Source organism: Burkholderia sp. 10_S31, assembly GCF_056930375.1.
In genome coordinates, this window is sequence record NZ_JBXOWK010000001.1 from 382,695 (window position 1) to 406,174 (window position 23,480).

Here is a 23,480-nt window from a genome sequence, read left to right on the forward strand (position 1 = left end):
GCGGCCGTGCGATCGAGCGCGGCTGCCTGCATTTGCATATGTCGACATCACCCGTCCGTCAGTGGGGCCTCGAAGAAATCGTTGCCGGCTTGCGCGAGTCGCGCGAGGAACTCCATCGCACGCGTCATCCGCGCGGCATCCGCGAGTTGCCGTCGCGCGACGCGATCTGCAAGATTGTTACCGGTCTGCGCGCGTCGATGTTTCCGACGCACTACGGCGCGCCGGATCTCACCGACGAAAGCGTCGACTATTACGTTGGCCATACGCTCGAAAGCACGCTGCGGATCCTGTCCGAACAGATTCGCCGTGCGCTGCCGTTCCTGCCCGAGCATGCGGACACGCCGTTCGCCGAGCTCGACGAACGCGCGTTCGAGATCGCGCGCGAGTTCGGCCGGCAGTTGCCGTCGGTTCGCGCGCTGCTGGTCAGCGACATCCAGGCTGCGTATGCGGGCGATCCTGCCGCGCAGCACATCACCGAGATCCTGCTGTGCTATCCGGGCGTGCTGGCGATGATGCACCATCGGCTTGCGCACGCATTGCACCAGCTCGGCGTGCCGCTGCTCGCACGTTTCATCAATGAAATCGCGCACTCGGCCACCGGCATCGACATCCACCCGGGCGCACAGATCGGCCCGAGCTTCTTCATCGACCACGGCACCGGTGTCGTGATCGGCGAGACCGCGATCATCGGCGAGCGCGTGCGCGTCTACCAGGCCGTCACGCTCGGCGCGAAGAGCTTCCCGGCCGATGGCGAAGGCGCGCTGGTCAAGGGCAATGCGCGGCATCCGATCGTCGAGGACGACGTGGTGATCTATGCGGGTGCGACGATTCTCGGCCGCGTGACGATCGGGCGCGGCTCGGTGATCGGCGGCAACGTGTGGCTCACGCACAGCGTGCCGCCCGGCACGAGCGTCGCGCAGGGCAAGGTCCGCGAAGGCGGCAGCGCCGAGAAGCCGTAACGCGGCGTGTGAACGGCGCGGGGCGTCGTTCGCACAACGCAGGCAACGCAGGCAACGCAGGCAACGCAGGCAACGCAGGCAACGCAGGCAACGCAGGCAACGCAGGCGAAGTGGGGCGGCGCGCGGCCGCTCCCGTACAGCCGGCCGTCAGTGCCTGCCGGCCGGCGAGCGATGCTTGTACAGCACGTCCTGGTCGACGCGGATCAGGTTCTGCCCCGCATCGACGACGAAATCCACGCCGTTGTACGCGCTGCCCGTCAGCAGCAGGATCGCGCCTGCGACGTCGTCGGGGCCGGCGATGCGCGCGAGCGGCGTCGATGCGCGGCTCGCGTGTTCGAAGTCGGCTTGCGTCTGGTCGTCGCTTGGCAGCATCAGCCCGGGGAACACCGCATTCACGCGGAGCACCGGCGACGACGACAGCGCGAGCATCTGCGTGAGGTTGCCGAGCGCGGCCTTCGCGACCGTGTAGCTGAAATGGTCGCGGTGGAAGTTTTCCTTGATCTTCTGGTCGACCACGTTGACGACGACGCCCTGCGTGCCGGCCGCGCGGGCCCGTTCGTAGAACGCGCGCGTGAGCAGGATCGGCGCGCGGCAATTGACGGTCCACGCCTGGTCGAACGCCGCGAGGTCGAAGCTCGGGAAATGGTCCTGCCAGAACACCGACGCGTTGTTGACCAGCACGTCGAGGCGGCCGAAGCGCGCATACACCTGGTCGATCAGCGCGGTGATCTGCGCGGCATCCGACAGGTCGGCCTGCAGCGCGGCCGAATCGTGCCCGCGTTCGGCGATCGTACGGGCCGCCGCATGCGCGGCATCGGCGGAGCGATCGTAGTGGACCGCGGTGCGATAGCCGTGCGCGGCGAAATACTCGGCGAACGCGCGTCCGGCCCGGCGCGCGGCGCCGGTCACGAGCACGACCGGTGCGTTCGCCGCTTGCTTCGTGGACTGCATTACGTATTCGTCAGGTTGACTGAGGAAGGATTCGCGACGATCGACAGGAATTCGCGCCGCGTCGATGGATCGGTGCGGAACGTGCCGAGCATGCGCGACGTGACCATTTCGACGCCCGGCTTGTGCACGCCACGTGTCGAGATGCACTGGTGCGCCGCTTCGAGGATCACGCCGACGCCTTTCGGCTGCAGCACGTCGAACAGCGTGTCGGCGATCTGCACGGTCATCTTTTCCTGGATCTGCAGGCGCTTCGCGAACGCATCGACGAGCCGTGCGAGCTTCGAGATGCCGACGACGCGATGGTTCGGCAGATACGCGACGTGCGCGCGGCCGATGATCGGCACCATGTGGTGCTCGCAGTAGCTCTCGAAGCGGATGTCCTTCAGCACGATCATTTCGTCGTAGCCGTCGACTTCGCTGAACGTGCGCGCGAGGATGTCGCGCGGCTCCAGCGCATAGCCGGCGAAGAACTGCTCATAGGCGCGCACGACGCGTGCCGGCGTGTCGATCAGGCCTTCGCGGGCGGGATCGTCGCCGGCCCAGCGCAGCAGCACGCGAACGGCATCCTCGGCTTCTTCCCGGCTAGGCCGGGATGCGGCCGGCTCGGGCCGCGTGTTTTTTTTACCCTTACCCATCTAGTCGCTCCATCGAATGCGCCCGCCCGCGGCGGCGCGGATATCCGGCCATTGTTTCATGCTTTCGCGGGGCGTGCGTGCAGCCCGCCGCTCGCCTGGCTTCACTTCGGCCACTCGTCCTGCTCGTCGTTGAACAGCGACGCGACGACGCCGCGCAGCCATGCCGTGCGCGGATCGTTGTGGAACTTGCGATGCCAATGCTGCTTCAGGTCGAAGCGCGGCAGCGGCAATGGCGGCTCGACCGGCACGATGAACGCGTGCTCGGCCGCATATGCATAGCCGATCGCATGCGGCACCGTCGCGATCAGGTCGGTGCGGCTCAGGATGAACGGCAGGCTCATGAAATGCGGCGTCTCGAGCACCGCGCGCCGGTGCATGCGCTGCTTCGCGAGGTATTTCTCGAGCACTTCCTGGCTGCGTCCTTCGGCGCGCACCACCGCGTGCCCGCAACCGAGAAACTGCTCGACCGTGAACGGCGGCGCCTGTTCGAACGGATGGCCGCGCCGCATCAGGCAGACGAACCGGTGCGTAAACAGCCGCTGCTGGAAGAAGTTGTTACCGTCCAGATCGGGGAAGTAGCCAACCGCCAGATCGATCGAGCCGGCTTCGAGGCCGCGGCCGACTTCGTCGTGCGCGGGCGAGACCGAGCGCAGGTTCGCATGTGGCGCCTGCGTCGCGAACGCCTGCAGCAGCTTCGGCAGGAACACGATCTCGCCGACATCCGACAGCGCGATCGAGAACGTATGCGTGCTCGCCGCCGGATCGAAGTCGTGCGGCGCGACGAGGCCGCGCTCGATCTGCGCGAGCGCGTCGCGCGCGGCCGGCAGCAGCGCGAGCGCACGCGGCGTCGGCTCCATCCCGCGCGACGTGCGCACGAACAGCGGATCGCCGAAATACTCGCGCAGGCGGCCGAGCGCGGTGCTCACGCGCGGCTGGCTCACGCCGAGCAGGTCACCGGCGCGGCTGACGTTGCGCATGTCGTCGAGCGCGACGAGGTAGGGAATGAGGTTCAGATCGAGCGGATCCATCGCCAGGGCGGTATCTTCAAAACGTATACAAGATATCTCCTGAATCGCGTTGCCGCATAGTCGGGAAAGCGCTCAAATGGGTTCCATTACTCGAACCAATTTGCTTTGCATGGGGCCCGAGTAAGCGCTAAAGCGCTAACTCGGGCCGACACAGGAGACGAACAATGCGCACCCAGGTCGCCATCATCGGCGCCGGTCCGTCCGGCCTTTTGCTTTCCCATCTGTTGCGCCTGCAAGGCGTCGATTCCATCCTCGTCGAAGCGCGTTCGCGCGAATACTGCGAGAACCGCATCCGTGCCGGCGTGCTGGAACAGGGCACCGTCGACACGCTGAACGAAGCCGGCCTCGGCGAGCGGATGCGCCGCGAAGGGCTCGAACATCACGGCATCGAGCTGCTGTTCTCCGGCCAGCGCCACCGCATCGACCTGAGCGGGCTCACCGGCGGGCGCGCGATCACCGTCTACAGCCAGCACGAAGTCGTGCGCGACCTGATCGCAGCCGGCGACGCGCATGGCCACCCGATGCACTTCGAAGTCAGCGACGTCGCGCTGCACGACGTCGAAAGCGAGCACCCGTTCGTCACGTTCAAGCACGCCGACGGTCACGAGGACCGCATCGACTGCGACTACATTGCCGGCTGCGACGGCTTCCACGGCATCGCGCGCCAGACGATTCCCGCCGAGCGGCTGAACACGTTCGAGCGCGTCTATCCGTTCGCCTGGCTCGGCATCCTCGCCGACGCGGCGCCGTCGCTCGACGAGCTCGTCTATGCGCATCACGACAACGGCTTCGCGCTGTTCTCGATGCGCTCGCCGACGGTCACACGCCTCTACCTGCAGTGCAAGCCTGACGAAGACCTCGCTGAATGGTCCGACGCGCGGATCTGGGACGAACTGCACACGCGTTTCTCGAACGACACCGGCTGGACGCCGACCGAGGGCCGGATCACGCAGAAGAGCGTGACGCCGATGCGCAGCTTCGTGTCGGAGACGATGCAGCACGGCCGCCTGTTCCTCGCCGGCGACGCCGCGCACATCGTGCCGCCGACCGGCGCGAAGGGAATGAATCTCGCGGTGGCCGACGTCCGCGCGCTGTCCCGCGCGCTCGGCGAGCGCTACCGCAACGGCGACGCGGCGCCGCTCGAGCGCTACTCGGCGACCTGCCTCGAACGCGTGTGGCGCGCCGAGCATTTCTCGTACTTCATGACGAACATGCTGCATGCGTCGCCGGACGACTCGCCGTTCGTCAATCGCCTGAAGTTTGCCGAACTGAAATACGTCACGCGCTCGCGGGCCGCCGCGCAGTCGCTGGCCGAAAACTACGTCGGCCTGCCGTTCGACGACCAGACGACCCCCGAGGCATCCCGCCTTGACAACGCGCTGTGCACGACTCTATGATCGGCCATCGTTCGCTAATCGAATCTAGGTTCGAATAACGAACAAATACCGAAGGTCGACAACGGCCTCCGGCGCGGCACGCGACACGCGCGTGCCCCCTCGACAGGCCGCGCATCGTGCCGCGGGTTCGTATCAGGAAGAGACATGGTCAACAAGATTTTCGAATCGCTTCAATCGGCGGTCGCGGACGTCCACGACGGCGCGACCATCATGATCGGCGGCTTCGGCACGGCAGGCATGCCGTCCGAGCTGATCGACGCGCTGATCGAGCAGGGCGCGCGCGGCCTGACGATCGTCAACAACAACGCGGGCAACGGCGAGACGGGTCTCGCGGCGCTGCTCAAGGCGAAGCGGGTGCGCAAGATCATCTGCTCGTTCCCGCGCCAGAGTGACTCGCAGGTGTTCGACGCGCTGTACCGCGCGGGCGAGATCGAGCTCGAGCTCGTGCCGCAGGGCAACCTCGCGGAGCGGATCCGCGCGGCGGGCGCCGGCATCGGCGGCTTCTTCACGCCGACGGGCTTTGGCACGAAGCTCGCGGAAGGCAAGGAAACGCGCGTGATCGACGGCAAGTCGTATGTGTTCGAGACGCCGATCCACGCCGATTTCGCGCTGGTGAAGGCGTACAAGGGCGACCGCTGGGGCAACCTCGTGTACCGCAAGACCGCGCGCAACTTCGGGCCGATCATGGCCAGCGCCGCGAAGGTCGCGATCGTGCAGGTGTCGGAAGTCGTGCCGCTCGGCGGGCTGAATCCGGAACACATCGTGACGCCGGGCATTTTCGTGCAGCGTGTCGTCGAAGTGCCGCAGGCCGCGCATGCGGCCGAGCTGGCCGCCGAACGTGCAGCGCAAGCCGCCTGACCGCCAGAGGAGACCCGAAATGAAACGATTGACCCGCGATGAAATGGCCAAGCGCGTTGCCCTGGACATCCCCGAAGGCGCGTATGTGAACCTCGGCATCGGCGTGCCGACGCTGGTGGCGAACCACCTCGATCCGAGCAAGGAAATCTTCCTGCACAGCGAGAACGGCCTGCTCGGCATGGGCCCGGCGCCCGCGCCCGGCGAGGAAGACGACGAGCTGATCAACGCCGGCAAGCAGCACGTGACGCTGCTCACTGGCGGCGCGTATTTCCACCACTCGGATTCGTTCGCGATGATGCGCGGTGGCCACCTCGACTACTGCGTGCTCGGCGCGTTCCAGGTGTCGGCGAACGGCGACCTCGCGAACTGGCATACGGGCGCGCCCGATTCGATTCCGGCCGTCGGCGGCGCGATGGACCTCGCGATCGGCGCGAAGCAGGTGTTCGTGATGATGGAGCACCTGACGAAGCAGGGCGAGAGCAAGATCGTCGCGCAGTGCTCGTATCCGGTGACCGGCGTGCAGTGCGTGAGCCGCATCTATACCGATCTCGCCGTGCTCGACGTGACGGCCGACGGTCTCGCGGTAAGCGAGATATTCACCGACCTGTCGTTCGACGAGCTGCAGAAGCTGACCGGCGTGCCGCTGATCGACGCGACGCGCAAGGCCGCGGCCTGAACGGCAAGCGAGCCGGCGAGCGCGATCGAGCGCACGCCGGCTCGCTTGGGTAGACAATAGGCGCACGCCGTTTCCCCAATCTGACGCCATGCTCGAAGACAGCGCCCGCCTGACCTCCCTCATCTGCGGCACCGAGCCGCTCAACCGGATCTGGTCGCCCCGCGCGACGATCCAGCGCATGCTCGACGTCGAAGCCGCGCTTACGCGCGCGCTTGCCGCGCAGCAGGTGATTCCCGCCGCGGCGGTCGCGCCGATCGAACGCGCGTGCGACGCCGGCCGGCTCGACGCCGACGCGCTCGCGCACGGCGCGGCGCTCGGCGGCAATCTCGCGATTCCGCTCGTCAAGCAGCTCACCGCGCAAGTGAAGGCCGACGACCCCGAGGCCGCGAAGTTCGTGCACTGGGGCGCGACGAGCCAGGACATCATCGATACCGCGACCGTGCTGCAGCTGCGCGACACCCTCGACGTGCTCGAACCGCTGCTCGACGAAGCGTGCGCGTCGCTCGCGACGCTCGCGCGCACGCATCGCGCGACCCCGATGATCGGCCGCACGTGGCTGCAGCAGGCGCTGCCGATCACGCTCGGCCTGAAATTCGCGCAGTGGCTCGATGCGCTGCTGCGCCATCGCGCGCGCTTCGCCGAATTGCGCGAGCGTGCGCTGGTGCTGCAGTTCGGCGGCGCCGCCGGCACGCTGGCGAGCCTGCGCGAGCACGCGACCGGCGTGAGCGCCGCGCTCGCGGCCGACCTGAAGCTCGCGTTGCCGGCCGTGCCGTGGCATACGCAGCGCGACCGCATCGCGGAAGCCGCGTCGTGCTTCGGGATGCTGACCGGCACGCTCGGCAAGATCGGGCGTGACGTGTCGCTGCAGATGCAGACCGAAGTCGGCGAGCTCGGCGAACCGGCGGCTGCCGGCAAGGGCGGCTCGTCGACGATGCCGCACAAGCGCAACCCGGTCGGCTGCGCGGCCGTGCTGACCGCCGCGGTGCGCGCGCCGAACCTCGTTGCGACCGTGTTCGCGGGGATGGTGCAGGAGCACGAGCGCGCGCTCGGCGGCTGGCAGGCCGAATGGGACGCGCTGCCCGAGCTCGCGCGCCTGACCGGCGGCGCGCTCGCGCAGATCGCGCAGATCGTCGCGGGCCTCGACGTGAACACCGAACGCCTCGCCGCGAACCTCGACCTGACGCACGGGCTGATCCTCGGCGAAGCCGTGATGCTCGCGCTCGGTGACCGGATCGGCCGGCTCGACGCGCACCATGTCGTCGAGCATGCGTCGAAGGAAGCCGTGCGCACTGGCGCGACGCTGTTCGACGTGCTCGCCGCCGATCCGACCGTATCGGCCCATCTGTCGCGCGACGCGCTCGCGCGGCTGCTCGATCCCGCACATTACGTCGGCGAGGCGCAGGCCTACGTCGACGCCGTGCTCGCGCTGCACGCGAGCGCGCAATAACCAGGAGAACAAGATGCCTTTCGCCACTGTCAACGGCGTGAAACTGCATTACCGGATCGACTGTGCCGCGCGCGACGACGCGCCGTGGCTCGTCTTCTCGAACTCGCTCGGCGCCGACCTGCAGATGTGGGCGCCGCAGATTCGCCCGCTCACGCAGCACTTCAACATCCTGCGCTACGACACGCGTGGCCACGGTCATTCCGACGCGCCGGCCGGCTCGTACACGGTCGATCAGCTCGCGGGCGACGTGATCGGCCTGCTCGACCACGTCGGCATCGAGCGCGCGTACTTCTGCGGGATCTCGATGGGCGGTCTGACCGGCGCCGCGCTCGCCGCGCGCTTCCCGTCGCGCATCGTGCGCGCCGTGCTGGCGAACACCGCCGCGAAAATCGGTTCGCCCGAAGTGTGGGCGCCGCGCGCGCAGAAGGCGCGTGCCGAAGGGATGGCCGCGCTCGCCGACGCGGTGCTGCCGCGCTGGTTCACCGACGCGTTCGTCGAGCGCGAGCCGCGCCTGTTCGACGCGATCCGCGACACCTTCGTGCATACCGACAAGGACGGTTACGCGGCGAACTGCGACGCGCTGAACGCGGCCGACCTGCGCGAGGAAGTGAAGGGCATCGCGCTGCCGGTGCTCGTCGTGACCGGTGCGAAGGACATGTCGACGCCACCCGACCAGGGTCGTGCGCTGGCTGCCGCGATTCCTGGCGCGCGCCACGTCGAATTCGACGCCGCGCACATTTCGAACATCGAGTGCACCGACGGTTTCAACCGCGCGCTGCTCGACTTCCTGACCGCGTGAGGCATCGACGATGGACGACCAGCAACGTTATGAAGCAGGCATGAAGGTGCGTCGCGCGGTGCTCGGCGACGCGCACGTCGATCGGTCGATCGAGAACCGCACCGAGGTGACCGAGGAATTCCAGAACCTGATCACGCGCTATGCGTGGGGCGAGATCTGGACCCGCGACGGCCTGCCGCGCCACACGCGCAGCCTGCTGACCATCGCGATGATGGTCGCGCTGAACCGCGGCGAGGAGCTCGCGCTGCATCTGCGCGCCGCACGCAACAACGGCGTGACGCGCGACGAGATCAAGGAAGTGCTGCTGCAGACCGCGATCTATTGCGGCGTGCCGGCCGCGAACTCCGCGTTCCATCTCGCGGACAAGATCTTCAAGGAACAGGATGGGGCCGGCTGAGCGCCGGCGGTGATCCGATCGCGCGGCCCGCTGATGCTGGCGGGCCGTGGCGATCAACGAGCGCGCCGGCAGCGAATCGGTGCGTGAACGAAGGAAAGGCGCGGCCACGAGGCCGCGCTTGTTGCATATATCAATGTTGGATGGGACCGGAGCAAGCGCTGCAGCGCCAGCCTCGGCCGACAAGGAGACTAGCGATGAATCGCACACCCGTGGTCGATGTCCAGACCTTCATCAACGAGCAGCCGTTCGGCGGCTTTCAATGGCTCGTATTCCTGATGTGTTTCGTGATCGTGCTGCTCGACGGCTTCGATACGGCCGCGATCGGCTTCATCGCACCGTCGCTGCTCGGTGAATGGAACCTCACCAAGCCCGATCTCGCACCCGTACTCAGCGCCGCGCTGTTCGGCCTTGCCTGCGGCGCGCTCGTGTCGGGCCCGCTGTCCGACCGTCTCGGACGCCGTTGGCTGCTGCTCGGCTCGGTGTTCCTGTTCGGCGTCGCGTGTCTCGTTTCCGCATTCTCGACGACCATCGGGCATTTGACGGTGCTGCGTTTCGTCACGGGTGTAGGCCTCGGCGCCGCGATGCCGAACGCGGTCACGATGATGGGCGAGTTCTGCCCGGATAAGCGCCGCGCGACCGTTATCAACCTGATGTTCTGCGGCTTCCCGCTCGGCGCCGCGTTCGGCGGTTTTCTCGCCGCGTGGATGATCCCGCATTTCGGCTGGCGCAGCGTGCTGATGCTCGGCGGCGTGACGCCGCTGCTGCTCGGCGTGCTGTTGCTGCTGAAGATGCCCGAATCGGTGCGTTTCATGGTCGCGCAGGGCCAGAGCGTCGACCGGATCCGCACGACGCTCGCACGGATCTCGCGCGACGCGCTGAACGCAACCTCGTTCGCGATGACCGAAGCCGCGCCGCAGACGGGCAGCAAGGGGCTCGGCGTCGTGCTGTCGCGCTCGTACATCGTCGGCTCGGTGATGCTGTGGATCGCGTACTTCATGGGCCTCGTGATCTTCTACGCGTCGATCAACTGGATGCCGATCCTGCTGAAGGATGCCGGTCTCACGCCGAAGAGCGCGACGCTGATCTCCGCGCTGTTCCCGCTCGGTGGCGTCGGTGCGGTGCTGTGCGGCGTGCTGATGGACCGCTTCAACGCGAACCGCGTGATCGCCGTGTGCTATGCGCTGACCGCGATCAGCGTGTATGCGATCGGGCAGGCGGCGGGGAATGTGGGGCTGCTCGTGCTGGTCGTGTTCATCGCCGGCGTGCTGATGAACACCGCGCAATCGTCGATGCCGGCGCTCGCCGCCGCGTTCTATCCGACCGAAGGGCGCGGCACCGGCGTCGCGTGGATGCTGGGAGTCGGCCGCTTCGGCGGGATCGCCGGGTCGTTCCTCGTGGCGGAGCTGACGCGCCGGCACTTCTCGTTCGCGGGCGTGTTCGCGACGATCGCGGTCGCAGGCTTGCTCGCGTGCCTCGCGTTGCTGATCAAGCAGATGGCGCGGCCGCATGGCGTCGCGCAACCGGCAGGGAAGATCGAGTCGCTCGGGCATTGAGCGCGATCGGGGCCGGGGCGATGCGCCGGCTCTCCGCGTGCAGCGGTTGGCCGCAAGACGGCTGACACGCAACAGCAGATCGGGCCGCTTTGGCGGCCCGTCGCCATTGCGGCCGTCGCGCCGCTACTCCTCCGCGTCGTGTTCCTTCACGAAGTTGCGCAGATACGCGCGCAGCGCGGCCTCCCGGCTGCGATGATCGGCGAGGTTCGCGGCGCCCATGTCCTCTTCTTCGCCGAACATCGTCGGCGGCGCGCAGTAGGTGCCGATCTCGATGTCTTCGCGCAGCACGCGGATGTCGTGGGTGAGTGGGTGATATTCGGCGATCCAGTGCATCCCCTCGATATGCTCGCCCGCTCTCAACATTGGCTTCAGCATCGGTAGTCTCCCGACAGCAGCGGCGCACCCGGCGAAGCGGTCGCGCGCGCCCGGACTTCAAGCCTACGCTTGCAAGGCGTGAATCTCAACGGGCGCGCTGTGAGCGCTCACTGCGGCAACAGGTGCGCGACGAGCGGATACAGGGACAGAATCAGCAGCACGGCCATCGTCACGTTGAAGATGCGTAGCGCGCGGCGGTTCGACAGGAAGCGGCGCAGGCCGAGGCCGAACGCGGCCCACAGGCTGATGCACGGAAAGCCGATCAGGATGAATACGACGGCCATCCATGCGGCGTTCATCCCGTAGTCGGCGGACAGGCGGATCGTCGTCGCGGCGGTCAGCACCATCATCCACGCCTTCGGATTGACCCACTGGAACGCTGCGGCCTCGAGGAACGTCATCGGCCGCGGCTTGGCGCCTTGCGCCTTCACCTCGCCGGACGTGCCGATGCGCCATGCGAGGTACAGCAGGTAGGCGACGCTCGCGATTTCGAGGACCGTGTACAGGACCGGCACGCGGTGGAACGCTTCGCCGAGACCGAAACCGACGCACAGCATCAGGATCGCGACGCCGATGCTGATGCCGAACAGGTGCGGCATCGTGCGACGGAAACCGAAATTGACGCCGGACGCGAGCAGCATCGTATTGTTCGGGCCGGGCGTGATCGACGTGACGAGCGCGAACAGCATGCCGGCGGGCAACGCGCTGAGGGTGAGGAATTCCATCGTGGATTCTCCATTCGTATTCGAGACTGGGATGGAGTCAGTGTAGCGACGGTTTTCGGTACAATACCGGTACAGTTTGTCGGGCGATTGCCGGTACGGGGTTGGTGGCGATCGGCGAGAGGGTTGGCGTTGTTGTTGTCTCTCAGAAAAGATGTCCGCAGTCTCAATAAGTTGTCTTTGAATAATTGGCTACCGCCCATGTGTAAGGGATGCGACCCATATCGACAGGCTGAAAATAATCGGAGAATATTTGGCGATGGTGGTATGCGACGCAATGTTTGATCAATGGTGTCAGATCGACGTTGTCGCATCGGAGGCGCTCATTCGCCATTCCACGTGCGATCTTGCCCAGGCAAAAAGTATCGATCAAGATCGTCAAGCAGCCCTTGGCAGCGAACCGTCACCTGTTCGACCGGTTCGTCACCGGCCAGGTTGTGCCGTACAACCCGGCCGCCGATGAAGGACCCGAGCTACACCACAAAGCAGGGCAAGATGCCGGTGCTCGACGCGACCGAAGCGGGGCGACTGCTCGACAGTGTCGATGTGAGGATGCCGATCGGGCTACGTGACCGCGCGCTGATCGCGTTGATGGTGTTTTCGTTCAAGCAGATCGGCGCAGCGCTCACGATGCGAGTCGACGACGTCTATGTGCAACAGCACTGGCTGTAGGTGCATCTGTACGAAAAACGCGACAAGGCGCTCACGATGCCGTGTCATCACACGCTCGAAGCGTACTTGCATGCATATCTCGAGGGCATCGGCCTGGGTGCTGAGCCGAAGGGGGCATTGCTCCGCACGATCGCGCGTGGCACCCGGCAACTTAGCAGCATGCCGTTACCGCAGGCAAACGCGTATGCGAGGGGTGCACCGGCGCGCGGCGGCGGCTGGCATCGCGACCGCCATCGGCAACCACACGCTTTGCGCGACCGATCCGCTTTTTCAGAATGCACCAAAACAGGCCGATTACTTCGCCGCGTCAATTGGGCGACGCAATGCTGATCGACGAGCTGCGAACTTGGCATCGACTTCGACAGCCGGTACCAAATTTCCAGTATTGGCTGAGGCCCGCGACCGCTCGATCTTGGCTTGCAGCCAAGCGTCGTACTCCGTCGCTTTCTGTTGCCGCATTACGTAGTCCCGCATGAAGCCGCGCAAGAGTTGTGCACCCGTTTGGTCATGAGCCTTGGCCGCAGCCGAGAACGCAGTTTTCAGGGCAGCATCGACCCGAAACGCATAGGTTGCTTTGCTCACAGCGACACCATTTTTGTGTTGAAAGGTAAGTGAATGCATCCCGTTCCAACAAGGCTGATCTGTTTCATGCCTCTACTGTCTCACATGCAGCCGTCACGCGAAGGTTTTGCAGACATTCTTAGGTTGATGACAGCCGCTTGCGCTCACAACCGAGCGCGATCTGTACGTCTCCTGAGATATCGGTTGCAGCCCCGTCCGGAGCGCGTCTCGAAGGTACTTTTGCTCGTTTTCGCCGCCCCAAAGCGGCCCTCTGCCACCACGGGTGGCCGCGCTAACGGCATGGTAGGATTTCGTCTGAAACTCACATTTTTATGTGGGATTATCATAAAATTATGTGCTTGCAGGCGAATCACGGTGCCAGGATGAAATATGAAGATTTTGTTGCCGACATAGGAGGCGCAGGTCTGACCATCCGTGCCTTCGCGGAACTGGTAGGCATGAGGCCCAATTCCGTATCGAACTATGCACAATCACAAGATGTCCCCCGGCATCTAGCAATAATCGCTGCGCTGCTCCGCGAAATGAATGTCCAAGGGGTTGACTATCGCAAAGCAATCGAAGGGATTGGCAACGTACCCAAGAAGCCTCGTGGGAGAAGCAGGCCTGGCAGGTTCGGCGGCGATAAGCAGGGAGAATTGGAGTTGGGCTCGTGAACCTAGGGAAGTCGATTTCGCTTGATAAGGCACATACATCGCTTGGGTGGCCCGCACCTGAGGAGATAACACGGCCGGAGGGTGGAGGCGCGGCGGTATTTGCATCTCTGGTTAAGGCCAAAATCGGACGTGCGTTGGCTCGCTTCAACGATGGCCGAGATGCAACAGTCGGCATCCTAACCGCTGATCCACTGTCTACATCGACGGAGCCTCCCATTGCAATCGTTGTAGACTTTGGATGCGCCGCTAGCGAGCCGACCCTGCGGGAACTGCATCGACTCTGTTGGAATTTCTCCCACTGCCCCGTTCTTATTACGATAGAGCCTAACCTGTTGCGCGTTTGGAGTTGCTGCGAGGCGCCAGATCCAAATCGTCAAGTTGATCAGCTCCTGGTCCATCAGGTAACCGCGGCCGATTTCAAGAACAGTCATGCCGAGTCGATAGAAAGCAGTGCAGCGCAAGCTCTGCACTGGATCAATCTTGTCTCCGGGCAGTTCTTCCATGAACATGCGGAGAGGTTCAATCGGGATGGCCGAGCAGATCAGATGCTTCTCGGCAATTTGCGGTACATGCGTCAGAGACTTGCGGATGCGGGGCTGGTCGACGATGATATTTGCCATGATTTACTGGCTCGCGTCATATTTGTCCAATTCCTGTTTGACCGTAAAGATTCTGATGGTGCAGCGGCGCTGACCCCATCGAAGTTAGCTCGCCTCCATGCTGAGGGAGTGCTGGGTCACGTCCATAATAGTTTCGATAGCATACTTTCAAACTACACGGACACGTACAAGCTTTTTGATTGGCTCAACGAGCGATTCAATGGCGATTTGTTTCCTGGCAAGGGGGATACGGCACGTGCTCGTGAAGCGGGGTGGGCAAAAGAAAAGCGCATTGTACGCAAGCAGCATCTTGCCCTGTTGGCGGATTTTATTCGCGGCGATGTGGATATGCCGTCCGAGCAGCGTTGCCTTTGGCCTCAATACGCCTTCGATGTCATTCCACTAGAATTCATCAGCAGTATTTATGAGACTTTCGTTACCGAACGTGCAGCTCAGGATGGGATATTTTATACCCCACCGCATCTTGTCGATTTTGTTCTTGATCGAGTGCTGCCTTGGCAAGGCAATCACTGGGACCTGAAAATTCTCGATCCGGCTTGTGGATCAGGGATTTTTCTAGTCAAAGCTTTTCAGCGCTTGGTTCACCGATGGAAGCAAGCTAACCCCGGCCAACCAGTCCGCACAGAGTTGCTGAGGCGTCTACTGGAGCGTAACATTTTTGGTGTAGACAAAGATCCTCACGCCGTGCGTGTCGCCTGCTTTAGTCTTTATCTTGCGATGTGCGATGAAATAGAGCCGCGGCACTATTGGACTCAGGTCGTCTTCCCGACGATGCGGGAACGTCGTTTGATTTGTTCGGACTTCTTCGCTGAAGATCAATCGGGATTTACTACCGAGCAAGATGCAAGGACATATGATCTTATAGTGGGGAATGCTCCTTGGGGCGATAGTTTGGTAACGGAAGCTGCACTTAAATGGGCCTCGGACGAAACTCATCCATGGACAGTTGCTAATAAAGACATTGGTGGTCTATTCCTAGCAAAATCTGCACTTTTGCTTAAGCAACACGGACGGATTGCGATGATTCAGTCAGCCAACTCGTTGCTCTTTAATGGCAGTACAAAGGCCACAGCCTTCCGAAGAGAGATTTTTACTAGATATAGAATTGAAGAGATTAATAATCTTTCAGCGCTTCGGTTTAAGGTCTTTAAGCGCAAGACTCATGCAACAAAGACATCGATCTCTCCGGCCTGTGTTGTGGTCATGAACTCTGAGACCCCTACATCTGAAGATCGTATTTCTTTTGTGAGTCCGAAGCATCTCAAGCCGCTCGTGGATGAGTTCACGATCGTTGTGGAGCCGCATGATATTCGGTGGCTAACTGTACGCGAGGCGGTGACCGATTCTTCAATCTGGATGACGCTAATGTGGGGCAGTCAACGAGATCGAGCGCTACTTCGAAGGTTGCAAGGGTATCCCAGTCTCTCCACGATGAAAGATCGATGCGAGATTAAAACTCGGGAAGGTATTATCTTCGGGGATCGGAAAAAAGAAGCGCCGCAGCTTTCAAATCGACAGCTTTTTGATGAACGAATGTTCCCAAATGGGTCTATTCTTCATTTGGATGCTGATGCATTGCCAATCGCAGGTGATATCAGTGTTCATAGTCGCGATTCGACGGATTTCAGTGCATTTGCGTGGCCTCAACTACTCATTAAGCAAAGTTGGCAGAAGGAATCTGGGCGTTTTCATGCGCGCCTCGTTCAATCCGACAAGAAACGAGGAGTGCTGTGTAATCAGAGCTATGTGACTGTTCATGCGCCGGCACCCATACTGGATGCTGCATGCTTGTCCTTTAACAGCAAGATCGCCGTCTACTTTATGCAGCTTACTAGTGGACGAATGGCGGCCTATCGACCAGAAGCACAGGTGCGAGAGTTGTTGGATCTACCATTGCCCGCACCGCAAGCTGGGCTGCTCGCAGGTATTGAGAGTTACAGCGAACTGGATGAGCGGGCTTTTGACGCATTCCATCTAAAGGACGCCGAGAAAGTTCTAGTCGAAGATATGCTGGAGTACACCCTCGCGGATTTTCGCGGGAATGAAAACACACGTGGACGTCAAACTACGCACGGCGGAGATGACGAGGCATGTATTCGAGCTTACTGCGAGTATTTCATTCGTGTACTGAAAGCAGGTTTCGGGCAAGACAAGTCGATCGCCGCGACGATTTTCCGGGTAGGTGATGGCCAACAACTTCCTTACAGGTTGGTGGCAATTGAACTCGGGAAGAACACGGAAGTGCCGATTACTGTTGCGAAGGTCAATACAGAGTCCCTGCTCGGCAAGCTAGAACAGCTCGACCATATTCTTCAGGCGCCAGAGTCGCGTCGGCGCGGAATCTATCATCAACGCATTGCACGAATTTACGATAGCAGTACCGGAATACCTACCATTTACCTGATCAAACCGAATATGGTCCGCTACTGGTCGCGTAGCGCAGGACTGAATGATGGTGACGAAGTGGCATTAGATCTATTCCGCTGGCAACAGCAGGAGGCATCGCGGCAGGGAGAATTGCAATGATGGCGGCGCGTCTTCCAACTGGCGTTGGCATTGCTCCAGATCCCGCTTTCATAGCATTAGCGTGTTCATGGATGCGAGACCCTGCTCAATGGCTATTGGGATTTGTTTGGGCGGCCTACGACGAAATGCGAACAAATCCCCCGGCAATTGACACCCGCGATCTTGAGCGGAGCATTACCCAATTACTTGAGCCCCGCGTCCGCGATGCAATGACCGGGGATGAGCCCTTCTATATCCAACACGGATCATTTGAGCGGGAAACGATGGCGGCCCCTCCCGCACAGCCGCCGGCTTACGACCTTGCCTTTGTCCTACGAGCGGATGAGCGTATCATGTGGCCGCTCGAAGCCAAGGTGCTGGCGACGCCTGGGGCATTAGCGGACTATGAGCGCGACATTCGTGAGCAGTACCTCACGTGTCGCTACGCGCCATTCTCCGCTTCCGGAGCCATGCTTGGATATTTGCTATCCGGCACAGCCGCACAGGCGCTTTCCCGAATCGCCACTAAACTTGGCTGTTCACTCGATCCGGTGAGCGAGTTTCCTACAAGACCTCATCGAATTTCGGTTCATCGGCGTAGTGTCCCAGCCGGGAAGACCTATCCAACGGATTTCGGCTGCCATCACTTGGTACTGGAATATCCTGGGTTAGCGCGACATCAATCGTCGTCGGAGACCCAGCGTGGCCCCCAGTGAACAACCCCTTTTATTGTCCTCGCTAGTTCGCGAGCCTGACTATCGGCAGGCAGCCATTTCAAATTCTCCGATGTCGGGGGCGTTTATGGGTGGCGGGCTGCTTGTTACCGCCCGGCACCGCTCACCGTCGACGCTCCGGTCTACGGTCTGTAAGTGGTTGGAGAATCAATCTACAGACATCGTTCCAGTCCGCTAGCAAGACGGCTTTTTGCGTGTGCGTCTACAGTCGGCACTTCGTAGGGTGTCCAGGGCAGTTGGGCGTCCAGGCGCAGATGTCAGTTGGATTCTCTCGTCGCGCCCCGCTACTCTCACATCTTCTGTTCTTGACGTCGTTCAAGAAGAGCTGGAGTTGACCCTGTAATTCCGGACACGGCATCACACTAAGGTTGCTGAATCCGTCGCGCGCCGGAACTCGCGAGGCGAGCGGTATTTCAGCACGCTATGGGGATGCTTCTCGTTGTAATGCTCGAACGCGATGGCCAAGTTGCGTGCAGCAGTCGCTGGGTCCGGCTTCGGCATGAAGGCGACGTAGTCGCGTTTCATGGTCTTCACGAAGCTTTCCGCCATGCCGTTACTTTGCGGGCTGCACACCGGCGTGGTCAATGGCTTCAGACCGATGGCTGCTGCGAACCGGCGCGTGTCGTCGGCCGTATAGCCCGAACCGTTGTCGCTCAGCCACTCGATTTCGGACGGTGTATGCAGCTCGTTGCCAAACCGATTTTCCACTGCAGCCAGCATCACGTCGCGCACGATGTCGCCGCTGTGACCTGCCGTCGTAGCCGCCCAGCTCATCGCTTCGCGATCGCAGCAGTCCAGCGCGAACGTCACTCGCAGCGGTTCGCCGTTGTCGCAGCGGAACTCGAAGCCGTCCGAGCACCATCGCTGATTGCTGCGCGCGACGGCCACCTTGCCATCGTGCCGACGTTGCGGCCGAGGCGGAGTCGGACGGCGTTGCATCAGCAGACCATGCGTGCGCATGCTTTCGCGAGAATTTGAGCGAATCGCCCGGGACGGCCTTGTCGATCGTCTCGACGGCCTCACGGAGTAGACCCAGCGCGCTGCGCAGCCTTTTTGCGGCACACGCTTCCTTACTGCCATACCAATCCCATCGTCTTGATGCGGCGACGTGAGCCACATACATGGCAATTCATGTCGCTTTGAGACCCAGTGGCACCACTTTGTTTACGGGGGGAACGTCACGCAGATATCCGTACGCCCTTAACCGCAAGACCCGTGTTGCGGCATCAGGCAAGGTGAGGTGGACTATAGGCGGCCGACGCGCTGCCGGCCTACGCGATCCGCCTCTATCACGCGGCAGGCCTGGTGTCGACGCCGGCTCGATTCAGCCGACCGCCATGAAGTGCTGCGCCTGCGCTCGAAATTGGCTGGAAGGCTCATTTGGGCGCATGGGCGCGATAGGCCGACTCGCTCATATGCATGAGCTTCATCCGAGGAATCCGGCCTCGGCCATCTGCAGATACTGGATCGCCGCGTCCGCGCGACCCTCAGATACGAGAGTCTGCGCCGTTTTGTAATCAAACTCGCGCAGCGGTTCGTTCTTGAACCAGAAAATCGCACGCTCGACATCGCCGGAGATGTCAGTGGCTGCGCGAAGCACGCGGAGCGTTTCGCGCAAAAAGCGCTGGATCGTCTCGGAATCCGGCGCACGGCTGATCGTGCTCCGATGGACATGAGCTTGCGCAGCGAGATCCTGCAGTTCGAGACGAAGCACGCTGCTGTAGCGCCGCGGCGAAATCGACACCGGGCTGGCGTCGGCGTCATGCAGGTAGCTCATCAAGGCGCCGAAATCAGCTTTGAACGTCGGGACGGTTTCAGCTTGAGCGGACATTTTGCGACCTCAATGCAACACATATACGACGTGATAGTAGCGCGAAGGATGCTGGTGGGTTCAACAGTGAACGGGTTATCTGTTCTGCCCCGGCTGTCCTCGCCGGAAAGTTGGCGCCGCTGTTGTGGGATCCGGCCAAGTCAGATCAATGATTGCAGGCGCCGTGCATCGTGAGGTCACCCGTCAATTGCGGGCAATCGGTCGACCGGACGGTGATTCGCTGTGGTCAGTGCGTGCCTGTGCTCGCGAAGTATTCGGTAGCGCGGCTAAAGCCGATCGCTGGCTCGGGAGGCCAGCGATCCGCTTCGACGGTGAAAGTCCGGTTACTTGGCTGCAAAACCGCAACAACGATCCTGTAGATGTCTACAGCGCATTGGACGCGATTGCTTACGGCACCCCGCTGTGAGTGGCGATCGTATGCCGTGTTCAGTGGCCCCCGTGGAACGACCCGCCAGCGAGTTCCAGTTTGAGCGCCCATGTCGGTCTGCGATCCGATTCGGACTTGCACTAAAAGTGTAACTCTCATACAACGGTCGCAGATCGGACGGCGGGTATCGCCCGTCCGTCATCGAAAATTTGTGTGCGTTTTGAACACCTATTGATTAATTTTTCCTGATTCCCTCACGCACTTCGTCCAGAAGTTTGACGAATGAATTGTCCCTACTCGGGAAATGCCCGAGCCGTTACTTGTACAAAAAGGGAAATTATATTCTTCTAATTTTCTGCGTCTCCATAACATGTCTCACTATTTTTTAATTCGCAGACGGCTTCTTCTGTCCTTACTGGCGACGAGAACAAGAAAATTCCCCTTGCCGGCCGGCTGGGTCACGGCATAGATTGGGAGGTAGGAAACATCGAGGTGCGAAGCGATGACGCCATTCTCAAATGCGTTGGTGTATTACAGGAAGCGAGCTGGTCTGAGTCAGACGAATCTGGCCAAGCAACTCGGGGTCGCGATTCAGTATGTGTGGAAGCTCGAGCGCGGAGTGAAGCCGCCGCCGTCGCTTGGGCAAATCGAGCCCATCGCCGCGGCACTGGACATGGGCGAAGCCGATGTGGCTTCATTACTCGAGGCGGCCCGGGATTCACAAAAGAAATTGCGACTGCCTGACGACCTGCACTCAGACACGTTGCGGGTGATCAATCGTTTGGTGCGAGCAGCAACACGTCTAGACGGTGACGAAGTCACCCAGCTGGACGAATTGGTTGCGAGGATTGATCGGTAGCACCACGCGAAAAATACATTTCCCCATCAACCTATTGGATTAGGACTACTGCCTATTCGACAGAAAAGAAAAAACCAACCCATCTAGGACGGATTGGTTTCTTCGACCCGGCTGAGCGGGGCACCAACTACTGAGGTATTCGCAGCTTCAGTATAGCCCTCTCTTCATCCGCGTCAAGGCCCCAACTCGTCTCCTCGTTGCGTGGAAGTGACATTCACGCGGCCGGCGCTCGCCCCTACGGGCCGGCGCCCCCTCCATCCACGCGCCCTCAGAGGCGCAGGAGACATCACCATGCCTTCGTACGATACTCGCAGTGGCGGAAATTTTCGAGGTTTCACGCCCTCCGTCAAAAACGCTTGCTCGATGCCCTGGTATTCCCTGGCTGAAGAGGCGACGACCCTCTTGCTCGAGTTCAGCTCAGAGGTGCTGCGCTTCCGTAGCGCACAAGATAGAACATTTGATCTGCATGAGGCCGGCCAGACTTTTCGGTACACGCCCGACTACGAGGTTGTACGCCGCGACGGTTCGGTTGTCTTCGTCGAAGCCAAACCTGCAAAGGATTTACAGAAGCCTTCAGTACAGGTCCGCATGGCGCGCGCGAGAGCTATCCTCGCGCAGCACGGATACGCTCTTTTCATTTGGGACGAACGCACCTACATCTGCGGCACGCGTCACGAGACTCTGCGGCTCTTGCGGCCGTGGCGGGGGCGAATGTTGTCCGAACGGATTCGAGAAGCACAGCGGCTCGTCGAAAAGAAGCATCCGAAAACTTTCCGAAACCTTGTACATCTAGCCCGTACGCGCGACGTCGCGTTAACCTGGATCGCCAATGGCGCCGCGGGCATCGATCTCGATGTGCCGCTGACCTCGGACGCAGCCATTTACGTCGCTCCTTCGGAGGTGCGCCATGCAGAAATTTTTAATTAAGCGTGGTGTCGAGTTCCGTGAGGGCGAGTACGTCTGGCGTGTCCAGAGTGCGCTGCCCGATGGTCGAATCGAGCTCAGCTCAGACTACGGCTCGCCAATACGCCTGCATGAAACGGAAATCTGGGCACGACACGGTAACGGGACATGGTCCGTCAGTATCGAATCGCTACGCGAAACGGGTGCCTCACCGATCGTTGTTGCCCGGCGTGATGTCTCCACCTTCGAAGAAAAGGATCTCGTCGTGATGCGTGCGAGGCTCGTCTACCTGAGAGCCGTTGAGGAGGCGAAGTGCTCACGCGTTCGCGAGGTCGAAACAGTCATCAAACGGGTCGCGTGTGAGGTTGGTGCATCGATGCCGCCGGACTATCGAACCTTCTGTCGCTGGAGAAAGCGCTATCAGCACTCACGTGATGTCATGGACGTGGTGCCGCGCCATGAGAACAAGGGGCGACGTGAAGTCCTCGACGGACCACTGCTCGCGCTGGTGGAGGATGTCATCGAAACGCACTATCTGAATGACCAGAAGCTCAACGTCGCGAGATTGTACGATCGCGTAGAGGAGGCCATTGACGCTTATAACGAACGTGATCCGGAAAATCTGTTACGAAAGATTAGTAGAGCGACGCTTTATCGCCATGTCGAGAAACTGAATGGCTATCTCGTAACCGCGGCCCGGGAGGGCCGCACCGAAGCACTGAAGCGGTATCGGCCGGTGTTTCGCCGGCTCAAAACAAAGCGACTCAACGAACGGTGGGAGATTGACCACACGCCGGTGAACTTGATGTGTGTCTGTGAGCGCACCCGTATGGTCATTGTCCGTCCGGTTCTGACGCTCATCATTGACGCGCACACCCGCATGGTGATGGGCTTTCATATTGGGGCGCGCTCGCCTGGCCAGGAGGAAGTCGGATGGGCAATGCGAATGGCCATGCTCAGCAAGCGCGATTTGTTGAATCGATTGGGTCTGGGGCACCTTGAATGGCTGGCGCGAGGTGTGGCAGAGATGGTCGTCGGGGACAACGCGTGGGAATTCCACGGGTCCGCCATGCGAGCAGGCTGTGACGAGTTGGGGATTTCACTCGTGTACTGCCCGAGGCGTGCGCCATGGTTCAAAGGCCGCATCGAACGGTTCATGCGCACGATCGCCGAACAGCTCTTTCACTTGATTCCCGGGACGACCCGATCGAACACCAAGGATCGTGGAGACTACCCGTCCGAGAAGCTTGCGTGCGTCTCTCTCGAGGAGCTGACGGTGTTTGTCGTGCGCTGGATTGTGGAGTGTTACCAGCACGCGCCACATCGCGGCCTGAAGCGCAAGACGCCAGCCCAGGTCTGGCAGGAGAGTGCACGGCTGACACCCATCTATATGCCGGCCGATCCGGATCAGCTATCTATCGCGTTTTCGGACACCATCATGCGCCCGATTACAAACAGTGGCGTGACGTTTGATCACCTTTCATACAACTCCAGTGCACTGCAGTTGCTCCGTCACAGCATCCCCGACGATGAAAAAGTCAGGGTTCGGTATTTCAATGAGCAGACCGGCTTTGTCTACGTCTATGACCCACGCCAGAAGGAATACCTTCGCGTTGATTGTACCGATCCGGATTACACGAAGGACTTGACCAGATGGATGCACAACGAAGTCACTGGTGCCATGCGCGACAGCCGCATCGATATCAACTCTGTCGCGCTGCGTAAGGCACGTATTCGTCTCGCGGACGACATTGCCAAGGCGGAGCTTGATCAGAAACTCAAGAAGCGCAAATGGGTTGCGCAGATCAAGGGGAAGTCGAGCAAGGAAGTTGTGTTCGGAGCCGCTGGCGGGACCGCCATGGGTAATTCCGCTCAGTCCAATCAAGAGGATTCCATGGTCGTAAGATTCGATAGTGTTCCTGAATTTTCAGTCATGAAGCGAACCGAACGGTAAGGA

At 61.5% G+C, this 23,480-nt stretch carries 23 protein-coding genes and 1 pseudogene; 16 read left to right on the forward strand and 8 right to left on the reverse strand.

Translation table 11 applies throughout. The features are described 5' to 3' along the window. Nucleotides 1–38: 38 nt before the first annotated feature. Entirely contained in the window at nt 39–959 is a 921-nt protein-coding gene (epsC, locus tag AC1Z3W_RS01740; RefSeq protein ID WP_057929491.1) for a serine O-acetyltransferase EpsC, read from the forward strand. Nucleotides 960–1,106: 147 nt separating this feature from the next. Here the strand turns inward: epsC and AC1Z3W_RS01745 are convergent, their stop codons facing one another. The 3 genes from AC1Z3W_RS01745 to AC1Z3W_RS01755 all read right to left on the reverse strand — a co-directional run bounded on the left by AC1Z3W_RS01745 (nt 1,107) and on the right by AC1Z3W_RS01755 (nt 3,573). Then, nucleotides 1,107–1,910, reverse strand: a complete 804-nt coding sequence (locus AC1Z3W_RS01745; RefSeq protein ID WP_057929492.1) for an SDR family oxidoreductase — start codon at nt 1,908–1,910, stop codon at nt 1,107–1,109. Then, nucleotides 1,910–2,545, reverse strand: a complete 636-nt coding sequence (folE, locus tag AC1Z3W_RS01750; protein ID WP_057929493.1) for a GTP cyclohydrolase I FolE — start codon at nt 2,543–2,545, stop codon at nt 1,910–1,912. Before folE ends, AC1Z3W_RS01745 begins: the two co-directional genes overlap by 1 nt. Before the next feature lie 101 nt (nt 2,546–2,646). Continuing rightward, nucleotides 2,647–3,573 (reverse strand): LysR family transcriptional regulator, encoded by a 927-nt coding sequence (locus AC1Z3W_RS01755; protein ID WP_124835544.1) that lies wholly within the window; start codon nt 3,571–3,573, stop codon nt 2,647–2,649. Nucleotides 3,574–3,737: 164 nt separating this feature from the next. Here AC1Z3W_RS01755 and pobA point away from each other — a divergent pair, with 164 nt between their 5' ends. The 7 genes from pobA to AC1Z3W_RS01790 all read left to right on the forward strand — a co-directional run bounded on the left by pobA (nt 3,738) and on the right by AC1Z3W_RS01790 (nt 10,700). Next, a complete protein-coding gene (gene pobA / locus AC1Z3W_RS01760) occupies nt 3,738–4,970 on the forward strand; it encodes a 4-hydroxybenzoate 3-monooxygenase (protein WP_124835543.1) in 1,233 nt (410 codons plus the stop codon). 144 nt (nt 4,971–5,114) lie between these two features. After that, the gene (locus tag AC1Z3W_RS01765; protein ID WP_057929496.1) at nt 5,115–5,828 is read left to right on the forward strand and encodes a 3-oxoacid CoA-transferase subunit A; all 714 of its coding nucleotides are present in this window, start codon (nt 5,115–5,117) and stop codon (nt 5,826–5,828) included. A gap of 19 nt (nt 5,829–5,847) precedes the next feature. Beyond that, nucleotides 5,848–6,504 carry a CoA transferase subunit B gene (locus tag AC1Z3W_RS01770; RefSeq protein WP_483506754.1) on the forward strand — a complete coding sequence of 219 codons (657 nt, stop codon included), beginning with the start codon at nt 5,848–5,850 and terminating at the stop codon, nt 6,502–6,504. Between the two features lie 88 nt (nt 6,505–6,592). Beyond that, on the forward strand, nt 6,593–7,951 hold the full coding sequence (locus tag AC1Z3W_RS01775) for a 3-carboxy-cis,cis-muconate cycloisomerase (RefSeq protein ID WP_057929497.1): 1,359 nt from the start codon (nt 6,593–6,595) through the stop codon (nt 7,949–7,951). A gap of 13 nt (nt 7,952–7,964) precedes the next feature. Further along, nucleotides 7,965–8,750: a 3-oxoadipate enol-lactonase gene (pcaD, locus tag AC1Z3W_RS01780; RefSeq protein ID WP_483506756.1), complete on the forward strand. Its 786-nt coding sequence runs from the start codon at nt 7,965–7,967 to the stop codon at nt 8,748–8,750. 10 nt (nt 8,751–8,760) lie between these two features. Further along, entirely contained in the window at nt 8,761–9,147 is a 387-nt protein-coding gene (pcaC, locus tag AC1Z3W_RS01785; RefSeq protein WP_057929499.1) for a 4-carboxymuconolactone decarboxylase, read from the forward strand. Nucleotides 9,148–9,341: 194 nt separating this feature from the next. Next, nucleotides 9,342–10,700, forward strand: a complete 1,359-nt coding sequence (locus AC1Z3W_RS01790) for an MFS transporter (protein ID WP_483506758.1) — start codon at nt 9,342–9,344, stop codon at nt 10,698–10,700. 123 nt (nt 10,701–10,823) lie between these two features. On the opposite strand, the gene AC1Z3W_RS01795 is transcribed toward AC1Z3W_RS01790, so the two are convergent. Further along, entirely contained in the window at nt 10,824–11,072 is a 249-nt protein-coding gene (locus AC1Z3W_RS01795) for a hypothetical protein (RefSeq protein ID WP_057929522.1), read from the reverse strand. A gap of 110 nt (nt 11,073–11,182) precedes the next feature. Next, a complete protein-coding gene (locus tag AC1Z3W_RS01800; protein WP_057929501.1) occupies nt 11,183–11,800 on the reverse strand; it encodes a LysE family translocator in 618 nt (205 codons plus the stop codon). A gap of 456 nt (nt 11,801–12,256) precedes the next feature. Between AC1Z3W_RS01800 and AC1Z3W_RS01805 the strand changes: the two genes are divergently transcribed. Further along, nucleotides 12,257–12,469: a site-specific integrase gene (locus AC1Z3W_RS01805; RefSeq protein ID WP_346275115.1), complete on the forward strand. Its 213-nt coding sequence runs from the start codon at nt 12,257–12,259 to the stop codon at nt 12,467–12,469. Nucleotides 12,470–12,763: 294 nt separating this feature from the next. Here AC1Z3W_RS01805 and AC1Z3W_RS01810 read toward each other — a convergent pair whose 3' ends face one another. After that, nucleotides 12,764–13,090: a CopG family ribbon-helix-helix protein gene (locus AC1Z3W_RS01810; RefSeq protein WP_483506760.1), complete on the reverse strand. Its 327-nt coding sequence runs from the start codon at nt 13,088–13,090 to the stop codon at nt 12,764–12,766. Between the two features lie 323 nt (nt 13,091–13,413). On the opposite strand from AC1Z3W_RS01810, the gene AC1Z3W_RS01815 reads away from it, so the two are divergent. The 3 genes from AC1Z3W_RS01815 (at nt 13,414) to AC1Z3W_RS01825 (ending at nt 17,545) form a co-directional block, all read left to right on the forward strand. Continuing rightward, on the forward strand, nt 13,414–13,704 hold the full coding sequence (locus AC1Z3W_RS01815; RefSeq protein ID WP_082262906.1) for a helix-turn-helix domain-containing protein: 291 nt from the start codon (nt 13,414–13,416) through the stop codon (nt 13,702–13,704). 134 nt (nt 13,705–13,838) lie between these two features. Continuing rightward, nucleotides 13,839–16,850: an HsdM family class I SAM-dependent methyltransferase gene (locus AC1Z3W_RS01820; RefSeq protein ID WP_483506762.1), complete on the forward strand. Its 3,012-nt coding sequence runs from the start codon at nt 13,839–13,841 to the stop codon at nt 16,848–16,850. Next, nucleotides 16,847–17,545: a hypothetical protein gene (locus tag AC1Z3W_RS01825; RefSeq protein ID WP_483506763.1), complete on the forward strand. Its 699-nt coding sequence runs from the start codon at nt 16,847–16,849 to the stop codon at nt 17,543–17,545. The genes AC1Z3W_RS01820 and AC1Z3W_RS01825 overlap by 4 nt, the downstream gene beginning before the upstream one ends. A 375-nt stretch (nt 17,546–17,920) precedes the next feature. On the opposite strand, the pseudogene AC1Z3W_RS01830 reads toward AC1Z3W_RS01825, so the two are convergent. Together AC1Z3W_RS01830 and AC1Z3W_RS01835 are read right to left on the reverse strand one after the other, a co-directional pair. After that, a pseudogene (locus AC1Z3W_RS01830) lies at nt 17,921–18,523 on the reverse strand (DDE-type integrase/transposase/recombinase); the annotation flags it as partial. A 466-nt stretch (nt 18,524–18,989) separates the two neighbouring features. Further along, nucleotides 18,990–19,394: a DUF2384 domain-containing protein gene (locus AC1Z3W_RS01835; protein WP_483506764.1), complete on the reverse strand. Its 405-nt coding sequence runs from the start codon at nt 19,392–19,394 to the stop codon at nt 18,990–18,992. Between the two features lie 148 nt (nt 19,395–19,542). Here AC1Z3W_RS01835 and AC1Z3W_RS01840 point away from each other — a divergent pair, with 148 nt between their 5' ends. The 4 genes from AC1Z3W_RS01840 (at nt 19,543) to AC1Z3W_RS01855 (ending at nt 23,477) form a co-directional block, all read left to right on the forward strand. Next, the gene (locus AC1Z3W_RS01840; protein ID WP_483506766.1) at nt 19,543–19,800 is read left to right on the forward strand and encodes an MbcA/ParS/Xre antitoxin family protein; all 258 of its coding nucleotides are present in this window, start codon (nt 19,543–19,545) and stop codon (nt 19,798–19,800) included. 463 nt (nt 19,801–20,263) lie between these two features. Next, a complete protein-coding gene (locus AC1Z3W_RS01845) occupies nt 20,264–20,620 on the forward strand; it encodes a helix-turn-helix domain-containing protein (protein ID WP_483506768.1) in 357 nt (118 codons plus the stop codon). 291 nt (nt 20,621–20,911) lie between these two features. Further along, on the forward strand, nt 20,912–21,547 hold the full coding sequence (locus AC1Z3W_RS01850) for a TnsA endonuclease N-terminal domain-containing protein (RefSeq protein WP_241021138.1): 636 nt from the start codon (nt 20,912–20,914) through the stop codon (nt 21,545–21,547). Then, complete coding sequence (locus AC1Z3W_RS01855) at nt 21,528–23,477, forward strand: Mu transposase C-terminal domain-containing protein (RefSeq protein ID WP_483506770.1); 1,950 nt, start codon at nt 21,528–21,530, stop codon at nt 23,475–23,477. The genes AC1Z3W_RS01850 and AC1Z3W_RS01855 overlap by 20 nt, the downstream gene beginning before the upstream one ends. Nucleotides 23,478–23,480 lie beyond the last annotated feature (3 nt).

Bases quoted from the DNA above. Each gene is read 5' to 3' on its own strand.
- epsC (WP_057929491.1), top strand. From the start codon at position 39: ATGTCGACATCACCCGTCCGTCAGTGGGGCCTCGAAGAAATCGTTGCC.
- AC1Z3W_RS01745 (WP_057929492.1), bottom strand. From the start codon at position 1,910: ATGCAGTCCACGAAGCAAGCGGCGAACGCACCGGTCGTGCTCGTGACC.
- folE (WP_057929493.1), bottom strand. From the start codon at position 2,545: ATGGGTAAGGGTAAAAAAAACACGCGGCCCGAGCCGGCCGCATCCCGG.
- AC1Z3W_RS01755 (WP_124835544.1), bottom strand. From the start codon at position 3,573: ATGGATCCGCTCGATCTGAACCTCATTCCCTACCTCGTCGCGCTCGAC.
- pobA (WP_124835543.1), top strand. From the start codon at position 3,738: ATGCGCACCCAGGTCGCCATCATCGGCGCCGGTCCGTCCGGCCTTTTG.
- AC1Z3W_RS01765 (WP_057929496.1), top strand. From the start codon at position 5,115: ATGGTCAACAAGATTTTCGAATCGCTTCAATCGGCGGTCGCGGACGTC.
- AC1Z3W_RS01770 (WP_483506754.1), top strand. From the start codon at position 5,848: ATGAAACGATTGACCCGCGATGAAATGGCCAAGCGCGTTGCCCTGGAC.
- AC1Z3W_RS01775 (WP_057929497.1), top strand. From the start codon at position 6,593: ATGCTCGAAGACAGCGCCCGCCTGACCTCCCTCATCTGCGGCACCGAG.
- pcaD (WP_483506756.1), top strand. From the start codon at position 7,965: ATGCCTTTCGCCACTGTCAACGGCGTGAAACTGCATTACCGGATCGAC.
- pcaC (WP_057929499.1), top strand. From the start codon at position 8,761: ATGGACGACCAGCAACGTTATGAAGCAGGCATGAAGGTGCGTCGCGCG.
- AC1Z3W_RS01790 (WP_483506758.1), top strand. From the start codon at position 9,342: ATGAATCGCACACCCGTGGTCGATGTCCAGACCTTCATCAACGAGCAG.
- AC1Z3W_RS01800 (WP_057929501.1), bottom strand. From the start codon at position 11,800: ATGGAATTCCTCACCCTCAGCGCGTTGCCCGCCGGCATGCTGTTCGCG.
- AC1Z3W_RS01805 (WP_346275115.1), top strand. From the start codon at position 12,257: ATGAAGGACCCGAGCTACACCACAAAGCAGGGCAAGATGCCGGTGCTC.
- AC1Z3W_RS01810 (WP_483506760.1), bottom strand. From the start codon at position 13,090: ATGCATTCACTTACCTTTCAACACAAAAATGGTGTCGCTGTGAGCAAA.
- AC1Z3W_RS01815 (WP_082262906.1), top strand. From the start codon at position 13,414: ATGAAATATGAAGATTTTGTTGCCGACATAGGAGGCGCAGGTCTGACC.
- AC1Z3W_RS01825 (WP_483506763.1), top strand. From the start codon at position 16,847: ATGATGGCGGCGCGTCTTCCAACTGGCGTTGGCATTGCTCCAGATCCC.
- AC1Z3W_RS01835 (WP_483506764.1), bottom strand. From the start codon at position 19,394: ATGTCCGCTCAAGCTGAAACCGTCCCGACGTTCAAAGCTGATTTCGGC.
- AC1Z3W_RS01840 (WP_483506766.1), top strand. From the start codon at position 19,543: ATGATTGCAGGCGCCGTGCATCGTGAGGTCACCCGTCAATTGCGGGCA.
- AC1Z3W_RS01845 (WP_483506768.1), top strand. From the start codon at position 20,264: ATGACGCCATTCTCAAATGCGTTGGTGTATTACAGGAAGCGAGCTGGT.
- AC1Z3W_RS01850 (WP_241021138.1), top strand. From the start codon at position 20,912: ATGCCTTCGTACGATACTCGCAGTGGCGGAAATTTTCGAGGTTTCACG.
- AC1Z3W_RS01855 (WP_483506770.1), top strand. From the start codon at position 21,528: ATGCAGAAATTTTTAATTAAGCGTGGTGTCGAGTTCCGTGAGGGCGAG.